Raw genomic sequence first — 9,580 nt, 5'->3', positions numbered from 1 at the left:
CGCCGCGCTGGCGGTGGACCCGCTGTCGTCCTCCGGGCTGCGGCACGCGCTCGATCTCGCCCGGCCCGCCGCCGACGCGGTGCTGGGCCTGGCCGAGGGCGCGACCGCGCCGGCCGAGGAGTACTGCCGGCGCGTCGGACAGGCGTTCACCGAGCACCTGCACCGCCGCCGGGACGTGCACGCCGCCGTCATTCGGTTCGTCGGCCACCCGTTCTGGGCCCGCCGCTCGGCGCCGCCCCCGTGATCGGAGTTCCCATGCGCGTCTTCCCGCTGCTGTGCTCGGTCCTGTCGCTGTGCGTGGCGACGGCGGTCGGCTCCCCCGCCACGGCGTCACCGGACGACCGGGTCGTCGGCGGCGAACCGGTCGACATCAGCCGCCACCCGTCGACGGTCGCGATCATGTTCAAGGGCCACCCGAACTTCGAGCAGGGCTGCGGCGGCACGATCGTCGCGCCCACCAAGGTCCTGTCCGCGGCGCACTGCTTCTTCCGGCGCGGCAAGCTCCGCCCCGTCTCGGACGTGACGGTCGTCGTCGGGCAGACCGACCTGACGTCCGCCCCGGCCGACCGCAAGATCCAGCCCACGGCGATCTGGGTGCACGACCGGTACCGCGATGTGGTGCTGGGCGACGACATCGCGGTGCTGACGCTGCCCCGGCCGGTGAGCCAACCGGTGATGCCGCTGGCCGGCCCCGGGGACGGCGCGCTGTACCGGGCGGGCACACCGGCCACGGTCGTCGGCTGGGGCCACACGGCCGACGGCGGCCCGAGCTCGCCGAAGCACCTCAGGCAGGCGACCGTGCCGGTCTACTCCGACCAGGAGTGCGCGGACGCGTACCCGCGGTACCGGCGCGCCAAGCAGGTGTGCGCGGGCTACCCGCGGGGCGGCAAGGACGCGTGCCAACACGACTCGGGCGGGCCGTTGACGGCCGGGGGCAAGCAGATCGGCATCGTGTCGTGGGGCAACGGCTGCGGCCAACCCGACAACCCCGGCGTCTACGTGCGGGTCAGCGAGTACAAAGCCCTGATCGAGCAGCGGCTCCGTTCCTGACGCCGCTACTCGACCGTGCCCGCCCGGCTCGTCTGCCGCACGCGACGCGGCTGGGGTTTCAGGCCCAGCGGCACCCGCAGCGCGGGCACGGTGCGCGCCAGGCCGTACGTCGCGACGCCGCCGGCGACCGTGGCGGCCAGGATGATCCCGGCCTCCGCCGGGGCGGGCAGCCGCACCGGCGCCAGGAAGTGGCCGGCCAGCACGATCACCGTCTGGTGGACGATGTAGAACGGGAACACGGCCTCGTTCAGGGTGGCCAGGCGCGGGGAACCGGTGCGGACGTGACGTCGCGCGTAGCCGAACAGCGCGCAGATCACCATCCACGCGTAGGCCTCCCGCAGGAAGGCGACGCCCGTGCCGGACCAGCCCGACCAGTCGTCCGCGCCGAGGCGCGCCAGGGTCAGGTAGGCGGCGGCGAGGACCAGCGCGGCGGCGAGCGTCCCGGCGCGGACCTTCTGGAGCAGCGCCCAGGCGGCGTCCCGCTTCGCCAGCAGGAACCCCAGCAGGAACGCCGTGCCGTACTGGAGGTGGGAGTAGCCGTCCGCCCAGAGCACGTGGGTCTCGCCCCAGGCCCGGTGCGCCGTGGCCCGGTACAGCCCGAACAGCAGCGCCGGCACGACGAGCAGTCCCGCGCCCGTCAGCAACCTCGCCGCCACGCGGTCGGCCGCGGGCGTGAGCGGACCCGCCGCGAGCGCGACCATCGTGTAGAGCCACAGGTACGCGACGAACCAGAGGTGGTTGTAGGTCGGCAGGATGACGCCGAAGCTCTGGTCGAACATCAGGTAGCGGGGCCAGAAGTCGGCCAGGTCGCCGGTGTAGCCGGTCTTCTGCACCACTTCCGCCCAGCTCTGCGGCGGCACCACGACGAACACCCCGAACGTCAGCGGCACGAGCAGGCGTTGCGTGCGCTGGGCCGCGAGCGCCCCGGCCGCGAGCTTGTCCGCCATGAACCGGGTGGCCGCGCCCGAGATCACGAACAGCAGGGTGAGGCGCCACGGGTTGAGGGCGCCCATCCAGTGCTCCAGCTCAGGCATGATGTGAGCGCTCTTCACGTGCCAGTCCCAGGGCACGTAGAACATGCCCAGGTGGTAGAGGATCAGCAGCAGGAACGCGCCGACTCGAAGCACGTCGAGGTCGTGGCGGCGGGCGGGCGGTGCGGTCATGGCGGAAAGTCTCCCGGTGGTTCCGGCACAACCCGGCCGGCCGTGACGTGGCCGCTACGGCCACGGGACGGGCGTCGGCGTGGTGGCGCCCGGGACCGCCCGACCGCCCGCCACACTGAACTTGGGGCACCACGGATGACCGCTTCGTACCTGTTCGGCGCGACCGCGGCGTCGTTCCGGGCGCGACCGGGAACCCGCGCGCGGCCGGTGACGGCGGTCGGGTCGCGGACGCGCCGACGCCATTCCGGGAACCTTCGGTTTCGGAGTCCCGCGCTGCGGTGTGCCGCCAACCCCGGTGCGGCCTACTCGGTCACGCAGGTGATCCAGTACCTGCCGTCCTCGTGGTGCACGCCGTGGGTCTCGCTGGCGAAGCCCGGGAAGTTCTGGTCGAACTCCTCCAGCACGCGCAGGTACCGCGGCAGCGGGCTGTCGACGGGGCCGACGCGCTCGCCGGGCACCAGCACCGGGATGCCGGGCGGGGTGGTCGTGACCTGGGTGGCGACCACCCGGTCGGCGAGGTCGGCCAGCCCGACCAGCTCCGTCCGGCCGCGGATGAAGCGCTGGTACGCCTCGGCCGGGGTCATCACCGCGACGGGCGGCGTGGGGCTGGTGAACGCCTCGTTGAGCAGCGGGATGACCTCGCCCTTCGTCAGGCTGTCGTGCATCTGCGCGCACAGCTCCGGCAGCGTCAGGCCCGCGTACCGCCGCGGGTGCGCGGCGACCAGGTCCGGCAGCACCTCGGCGAGCGGCGCGTCGTGGTCGTAGAGGTGCTTGAAGTCCGTCAGGGCGTCGAGCAGCGTGCCCCACTTGCCCTTGGTGATGCCCATGGAGAACAGCACCAGGAACGTGTAGACGTCCGTCTTCTCCACCACGATCCGGCGGGTCTCCAGGTAGGCGGTGACCACGCGGGCCGGGATGCCGAAGCCGGCCACCTCCCCCGCCGCGTCGACACCGGGGCACGTGATCGTCACCTTGACCGGGTCCAGCAGGCAGAAGTCCGGTTCGAGGCCGCCGAACCCGTGCCACTCCGCGTCCGGGTCGAGGGTCCAGCACTCGGGCCGGGTGCGGAGCAGGTCCACCGGCGCCCGGTCGAACGGGACCCGCTCGCCGGTGTCCGGGTCGGTGACCTCGTCGGGCTGCCACGCGCCGAAGAACCACGGCGGCCGGTCGCCTGCCTCGGCCAGGCGGCGGCCGAGGTGGACGACGGCCTGCCGGAACCTGATCGCCTCGGTGATCGCCTCGGTGGTCAACCACTGCCCGGAGGGGCCGTCCATCATGCCCGCGGCGACGTCGCAGGAGGCGATCATCGGGTACAGCGGCGAGGTGGTGCCGTGCATCATGTACGTCTGGTCGAACCGCGATCGGTCGAACGGCGCCTTGCCGCCGGACTTCACGTGGATCATCGCGGACTGGGACAGCGCGGCCAGCAGCTTGTGGGACGAGTGGGTGGCGAACACGGTGGGGCGGCGCCCGTCGTCGCCGTCGACGGCCATGCCGTAGCGCCGGGCGTAGAGCGGGTGGAAGCGGCCGTAGGCGAACCACGCCTCGTCGAAGTGCAGGACGTCGGTCGACGCGCCGAGCAGCTCCGTGACCCGGACCGCGTCGTAGCACAGCCCGTCGTACGTCGAGTTCGTCACGACCGCGTACACCGGGTCCGGGGACACGGCGTCCGCGGCGATCGGGGTCCGCGCGACCTGGGCGCGCACCGCCTCGGGGGTCAGCCGCTCCGGCGGGATGGGGCCGGTGATGCCGTAGCCGTTGCGGCTGGGCACGAGGTAGACCGGCCGCGCGTCGGTGAGCACGACGCCGTGGTTGATCGCCTTGTGGCAGTTGCGGTCGAGCAGCACGAGCTCGTCCTTGGCGACGGCGCTGTGCACGATCATGCGGTTGGACGTGGAGGTGCCGTGCAGCACGAAGTACGTCGCGTCCGCGCCGAACACGCGGGCCGCGTTGCGCTCGGACTCGCCGACCGGGCCTGTGTGCTCGAACAGCGAGCCCAGCTCGCCCACCGACACCGAGACGTCGGTGCGGAACAGCCGCTCGCCGTAGTAGTCGTAGAACGCCCGCCCCACCGGCGACTTGAGGAACGCGACACCGCCCGCGTGGGCCGGGGTGTGCCACGAGTAGGCGTGCGTGTCGTCGAACCTGGTCAGCTCCCGGAAGAACGGCGGCAGGACGTGCTCCAGGTACTGCCGCGCCGCGAAGTCGATGCGGCCCGCGATGAAGTCGGGCGTGTCCTCCAGCAGCCAGATCCAGCCGTTGATCACCTCCGAGACCCACAGCGGCGCGTCGTCGTCGTACTCGCCGGTCGTGAGCAGGAAGACGGGCAGGCGGGCCGAGAACCGGTCCAGCAGCATGCGCAGCACACCGCCGTCGCCCAGCTGCACGCCGCCGCCGACCAGCTCCCAGCTCACCGCGGCGGCGGCGATGTCGGCGTCCGCCTTGACCACGGAGGCGGCGTCGTCCTCGGAGTGGACGAGCACCACGTCGTAGCCGCACCCGCGCAGGTGGGCGCAGACCTGGTCCACCTTCGAGGCGGGCACCACGTGGTCGTCCGAGGTCCGGTCGGCGGCGATGAGGATGGTCGACTGCGGCATGGGCCGGCTCCCTCGTGTGACGTGGGCGGGCGCTCCTACTCCGAACGTAGGCAGCGCCGTGCCCGCCGATCGCGAAGACCACCTGTCCGTGGCGGCTCTCTCGCCCGGAAGAGTGGGTGGTCGCGCAGCGCAACCGGTGCGGCTGAAGGGTTTCAGCGGGTGGCGGGAACCGCCGCCGCGAGGGCTTCCCGCACGGCCGGGACGATCTCCGCGCCCCACCGGGCGAGGGAGCCGCGGTCCGGCGTGCCGCCGTCCGGCGAGAAGAGGAGGAACCCGGACGCGCCGTGCTCCAGCACCGCCCCGGTCAGCTCCTCGACCCACTGGTCGGGTGACCCGCCGAGCCACCGGCCGTCGCCGTCACGGGTGGCGCGCAGCGGGTGGTCGGTGATGCGGCCGGGGACGTTGAAGACGGTCCGGACCTCGCGCGGGTCACGGCCCACCGCGGCGGCGGCCTCGTCGATGACCGGCCGTGACGAGCGGTAGCGCGTGCTGAGCCAGTCCGCCGCGTGGCCCGGTATCCAGCCGTCCGCCACCCGGCCCGTGGCGGCCAGGGACCTCGGGCCGACCGATCCCGTCCACACCGGTGGCGCGGCCACGGGGGCGGGCTCGATCCGGTTCACCCGGTAGTGGCGACCCCGATGGGTGACCGGCGGTCCGCCGCCGGACAGCAGCCGCACCAGGACGATCGCCTCCTCGAAGGCGTCGACGGCCTCGCCCGGCGAGAGCGGCGGCACGCCCAGGTCGGAGATCCGGTCCCACCGCCCGCCCGCGCCCAGGCCGAGCACCACGCGGCCGCCGGACAGCGCCGACAGCGCCGTCACCGTGCGCGCCAGCAACGGCGCGGGCCGGGTCGGCAGGTTGGTGACGTTGGCGAACCCCGCGATGTTCTCGGTGCGCCCCAGCACGAACCCGACCGCGGCGTACGCGTCGAGGCGCCCGCCGAGGTAGGGGTGGTCGGACAGCGAGAAGACGTCGAGCCCGTCCCGGTCCGCCCGCGCCGCCAGGGCGAGCAGTTCCGGTCCGTCCTCGATGCCGCTGTGCGCGCCGAAGCCGAAGACGACTCCCTGTGTGGACAACGTCGCGCCTTTCGTGATCAACGGTCGGATCCCTTGACTGCCGTGCCGACGGCCGTGGGGCGTCAGCCGATGGCCGTGGGGCCGAACTGCTCGGTGAACCGCCCGGTGAACAGGTCGGCGCCCTTGTACTGGGAGACGGTCGCGGCCGTGACGACGGACGGGCCGTCGGGCGAGGGCAGCTGGCCGACCCCGCCGGTCGAGCCGAGCGGGAGCAGGATCATCGGGTGCGGCAACGGCCGGTAGGTGGCCGCGGGCGCTTCGCCGCGCAGTTGGGCGGCGATGTTCTTGGCGACGACCTCGGCGTGCTGCATCGCGTACCCGGCCATCTTGGCCTCGGGGACGTCGGTGATGTCGCCGACCGCGTACACGTGGTCGTGCCCCCGGACGTTGAGGGTCTCGGTCACCGCGACCCGGCCGTCCGGCGTGCGGGTGGTGAGGCGGCCGTCGGCGAGGTAGTCGCTGTTGACGCGCACGCCGTGCGCGCGGAACCAGATGTCCGCCGTGATCTCGTCGCCGCCGGTGGTGGTGGCGGTGAACGTGCCGGCCCGACCGGGTCCGGTCGGCGGAGGCGTGGTCAGCGCCTCGCCCAGCCGCAGCCGGACGTCCAGCTCGCCGAGTTGGCGGCGCAGGTCCTCGACCATCTCCGGCTCATAGGCGGGCAGCAGCCGTTCGGCCGGGTCGACGATCGTCACCTCCTTGTGCGGCCAGGCTTCCTTGACCTCCCCCGCCAGTTCCAGGCCGACCGGGCCGGCGCCGAGGATCAGCACCCGGTCGGCGGCGGCCAGTTCCTTGTGGGTGCGGCGGAAGTCGTCCAGCGCCTCGCTCGTGGAGTCGGCGTCGGGCTTGGCCGGGTAGGCGTAGCTCGACCCGGTGGCCAGCACCAGGTAGTCCGCGTCGACGCGGCGGCCCGAGGCCAGCGTGACGCCGCCCGGGTCGACGGAGACGGCGCGGTCGCGCAGCGCGGTGCCGCGCCTGAGCAGGGTGTCGTAGGGGAAGAACGCGTTGCCGGCCCAGTCCGGCCGGGTCACCGCCCGCAGCGAGGCGGCCGCGTTGAAGAACGCGTCGCGCGGGTCGACGAGGACGACGTCCGCCTCCGCCTCCAGCGCCTTGGCGACGGCCGCGCCGCCATAACCGCCGCCGATGACCACGACTGTGCGGCTCATGGGGTTCACGCTCCTGTCGGGAAGATGCAGTTCGTAGTACGAACCATATTAGTTCGCAGTACGAACTGCAACCGGCTGCCGCACGTGCGTCCCACGTCACAGCGGACGAGGTGGGTCCGCACGGACACGGGCCGGGCTGCGTGCCTGGGCCGCCCCTCGCACCTCCGCGGTCGGCGGTGTGTGTCCGATCAAGACGGTTGGACGGGGAACCCGAATGTCACCGACGACGTCCGACGAGGCATGGCAACCGGCCGCAAGGCAACCCGCGTCGCGGTGGTGGCGGCTCTCGTCGCCACCCTGGTGGCGGTCGATCCCGCTCTGTCCAACGCATGCGCCTGCGGCGCGTTCGTCGCCAACGACAAGCTGCGCACGCAGCAGGAGACGGCGTTGGTGGAGCTCACCGGCGACACCGAGTCGATCACCCTCTCCGTGCAGACGCAGTCCGAGGCGACCCAGGCGGCGTTCCTGATGCCGGTGCCCGCGCGCGCCCGGTTCGAGGTGGCCGACGGGGAGTTGTTCACCGAGCTGGACCGGGTCAGCCGCCCGGACGTCGAGGTGCGGCGCGTGTACGTGGACGGCGACGGCGCGGGCGCCCCGCCCGAGTCGGAGAACGGCGCCACCGTCGTGGACCACGTCGAGGTCGGCCCCTACGAGGTCGCCCAGCTCGCCGGCGCCGACGCCACCGCCGTCACGCAGTGGTTGGGCGACAACAACTTCACTCTCCCCACCGCCCTCGGAGGCGCGCTCGGGCCGTACCTCGCGGAGGGCTGGTTGGTCGTCGCGGTGCGCCTGGCGCCGACCTCCGGCAGCTTCTCCGACGGACTGCCGCCGATGCGGCTCGCGTTCGAGACGGACACCCCGGTGTACCCGATGCGGTTGTCGGCCACGGCCGAGAGCAGGCAGCCGTTGCGCCTGTACGTGCTGGCCGACCACCGGATGGACATCACCAACCCGGCGCCCTCCGGCCCCGCTCCCGACCTGACGTTCGCGGGCGAGGTGAAGCCCGACCCGCAGTACCCGGCGCTGTCCGCCGCGTTGGCCGGGCCGCGCTACCTGACCCGCTACGACGGCGAGTTCCGGCCGGCCCAGATCACCGACGACATCCGCTTCGCCCGCGCCGCGACCGACGAGCCGCACCGCGCCGTCGTGGTCGTCAAGGAGTACGTCACCTCGCCGTGGCCGATGCCCGCGCTGCCGCTGATCCTGGTGGTCCTGGCGCTGGTCGCCGGCGCCGTGCTGGTCGTGCGCCGCCGCCGCTCCGCCAAGCCGTGACGGTCCGCCCCGGAGCGGACCGCCGTCCGGTCATGCCCCGGAGCTGACGCACACCGTGCCGACCGCCCGACCAGGAGAGTGCTGTGACAGTGCCCGGAACGCGACGCACGCCGGCCGAGTTCGAGATCGCCAAGGAGCACGCCGAAGCCGTGGTCGGGCGGCGGCTCGCCCGACGGCTCGACGTGTTCGCCGACGGCACGCTGCACGTCAAAGCCGGCGAGGGGGCACGGTTCCTGGCGTGGCTCGTCGACTTCGTGGTGTACCTGGTGGGCGTCGGGCTCGGTTTCGTCGTCGTGTCGGTCGTGCACATCAAGGCCCAGTTCTCCGACGAGACGCTGGTGTGGCTGCTGCTTGCGCTGATGTTCGTGGTCCCACTGCTGTACGGCATGTGCTACGGCAACGGCCGCGCGCTCGGCGCGGTCCTCATCGGCACGCAACTGGTGCGGGCCAAGGACGGCAGCCGCGTCGGCGGCAGGGCGTGGTGGGCCATGCTGCTCCGGACGCTCCTCCTGCCGTTGCTGATCGTCGTGCTCCTGGCGGTCGCGTTCGCCGGCGGGCCGTCCTTCGGCGGCTCGCCCGGGAGGACCGCCATCGACCCGGCCGCCACCCGCCGACTCCACGCCGCGGGCATCCGGTGAACCCCGGCCCCGCATCGCACCTCGTGGCGGAACGGCCGTGGCCCGCGCTGGTCCGGCCGGACTGCGCGAACGTCGTGTGGATCGCGGCGGTGCTGCCCTTCCTCGCGGTCGGGGTCGTCCACCAGACGGTCAGGTTCGTCACCGCGGGCTGAAGCGCCGCGGGCTGAAGCGCCGCGGGCTGGGGCGCCGCCTGGGCGTCTGGTGCCGGCGCGCCGCGCGGCAGTAGCCTGTCCCGCCGGTGGCGACGGGGGTGGACCATGGACGACGCGGCCCCGCGGGCGCACGACGTGCTCACCGAGCTGACCGACCTCCAGGCGCTCGCCCGCGCCGCCGGGGTGACGTTCACGTTCCCGCTCCTGGTGTTCGGCACGGCGGGCCTGTGCAGCGCGGCCCTGCTCTGCTGCGCGCCCCACTGGGTGTACACCGGGTGGTGGCTGGCGGTCGCCCTCCTGGCCCCGCCGCTGATCGCGGCGCACTACCGCCGCCGACTGCGCCGCCGCGGGATCGGCCTCGACCGGGGGCGCGCGCTGCGGCACGTGCTGGCCGCGGAAGCGCTGGCCACCGTCCTGTGGGTGCAGCCGTGGCACCCGGACCACGTCAGCCTGCCGTGGCTGGCGGCCG

Annotated in this window: 10 protein-coding genes; 6 read left to right on the top strand and 4 right to left on the bottom strand. The window is 73.3% G+C overall.

Translation table 11 applies throughout. The features are described 5' to 3' along the window. Together ACFQ3T_RS30965 and ACFQ3T_RS30960 are read left to right on the top strand one after the other, a co-directional pair. Positions 1 to 244 (top strand): hypothetical protein (locus tag ACFQ3T_RS30965; RefSeq protein ID WP_380728704.1); only part of this gene is annotated, 244 nt, incomplete at its 5' end. An 11-nt stretch (positions 245 to 255) separates the two neighbouring features. Further along, the gene (locus ACFQ3T_RS30960; protein ID WP_380728702.1) at positions 256 to 1,050 is read left to right on the top strand and encodes a S1 family peptidase; all 795 of its coding nucleotides are present in this window, start codon (positions 256 to 258) and stop codon (positions 1,048 to 1,050) included. 5 nt (positions 1,051 to 1,055) lie between these two features. Here ACFQ3T_RS30960 and ACFQ3T_RS30955 read toward each other — a convergent pair whose 3' ends face one another. From ACFQ3T_RS30955 to ACFQ3T_RS30940, 4 genes are all read right to left on the bottom strand, one after another. Beyond that, complete coding sequence (locus ACFQ3T_RS30955; RefSeq protein WP_380728700.1) at positions 1,056 to 2,213, bottom strand: acyltransferase family protein; 1,158 nt, start codon at positions 2,211 to 2,213, stop codon at positions 1,056 to 1,058. Positions 2,214 to 2,515: 302 nt separating this feature from the next. Beyond that, positions 2,516 to 4,810, bottom strand: a complete 2,295-nt coding sequence (locus tag ACFQ3T_RS30950) for an Orn/Lys/Arg family decarboxylase (protein ID WP_380728698.1) — start codon at positions 4,808 to 4,810, stop codon at positions 2,516 to 2,518. Positions 4,811 to 4,962: 152 nt separating this feature from the next. Beyond that, the gene (locus tag ACFQ3T_RS30945; RefSeq protein ID WP_380728696.1) at positions 4,963 to 5,886 is read right to left on the bottom strand and encodes an LLM class flavin-dependent oxidoreductase; all 924 of its coding nucleotides are present in this window, start codon (positions 5,884 to 5,886) and stop codon (positions 4,963 to 4,965) included. 62 nt (positions 5,887 to 5,948) lie between these two features. Beyond that, positions 5,949 to 7,049 carry an NAD(P)/FAD-dependent oxidoreductase gene (locus ACFQ3T_RS30940; protein WP_380728694.1) on the bottom strand — a complete coding sequence of 367 codons (1,101 nt, stop codon included), beginning with the start codon at positions 7,047 to 7,049 and terminating at the stop codon, positions 5,949 to 5,951. A gap of 240 nt (positions 7,050 to 7,289) precedes the next feature. Here ACFQ3T_RS30940 and ACFQ3T_RS30935 point away from each other — a divergent pair, with 240 nt between their 5' ends. From ACFQ3T_RS30935 to ACFQ3T_RS30920, 4 genes are all read left to right on the top strand, one after another. Continuing rightward, positions 7,290 to 8,321: a DUF2330 domain-containing protein gene (locus tag ACFQ3T_RS30935; RefSeq protein ID WP_380728692.1), complete on the top strand. Its 1,032-nt coding sequence runs from the start codon at positions 7,290 to 7,292 to the stop codon at positions 8,319 to 8,321. Positions 8,322 to 8,404: 83 nt separating this feature from the next. Then, on the top strand, positions 8,405 to 8,959 hold the full coding sequence (locus tag ACFQ3T_RS30930) for an RDD family protein (RefSeq protein ID WP_380728690.1): 555 nt from the start codon (positions 8,405 to 8,407) through the stop codon (positions 8,957 to 8,959). A gap of 23 nt (positions 8,960 to 8,982) precedes the next feature. Continuing rightward, entirely contained in the window at positions 8,983 to 9,111 is a 129-nt protein-coding gene (locus ACFQ3T_RS30925; protein WP_380728688.1) for a hypothetical protein, read from the top strand. 105 nt (positions 9,112 to 9,216) lie between these two features. Then, positions 9,217 to 9,580: hypothetical protein (locus ACFQ3T_RS30920; RefSeq protein WP_380728686.1), on the top strand; the 364-nt coding region annotated here is incomplete at its 3' end.

This window comes from Saccharothrix hoggarensis (assembly GCF_042678885.1).
GTDB classification, from domain to species: domain Bacteria; phylum Actinomycetota; class Actinomycetes; order Mycobacteriales; family Pseudonocardiaceae; genus Actinosynnema; species Actinosynnema hoggarensis.
This window is presented reverse-complemented; position numbering and strand designations above follow the sequence as displayed.

What these genes read in the sequence shown, in the direction of transcription:
- ACFQ3T_RS30960 (WP_380728702.1), top strand. Translation starts at nt 256, where the DNA reads ATGCGCGTCTTCCCGCTGCTGTGCTCGGTCCTGTCGCTGTGCGTGGCG.
- ACFQ3T_RS30950 (WP_380728698.1), bottom strand. Translation starts at nt 4,810, where the DNA reads ATGCCGCAGTCGACCATCCTCATCGCCGCCGACCGGACCTCGGACGAC.
- ACFQ3T_RS30955 (WP_380728700.1), bottom strand. Translation starts at nt 2,213, where the DNA reads ATGACCGCACCGCCCGCCCGCCGCCACGACCTCGACGTGCTTCGAGTC.
- ACFQ3T_RS30940 (WP_380728694.1), bottom strand. Translation starts at nt 7,049, where the DNA reads ATGAGCCGCACAGTCGTGGTCATCGGCGGCGGTTATGGCGGCGCGGCC.
- ACFQ3T_RS30935 (WP_380728692.1), top strand. Translation starts at nt 7,290, where the DNA reads ATGGCAACCGGCCGCAAGGCAACCCGCGTCGCGGTGGTGGCGGCTCTC.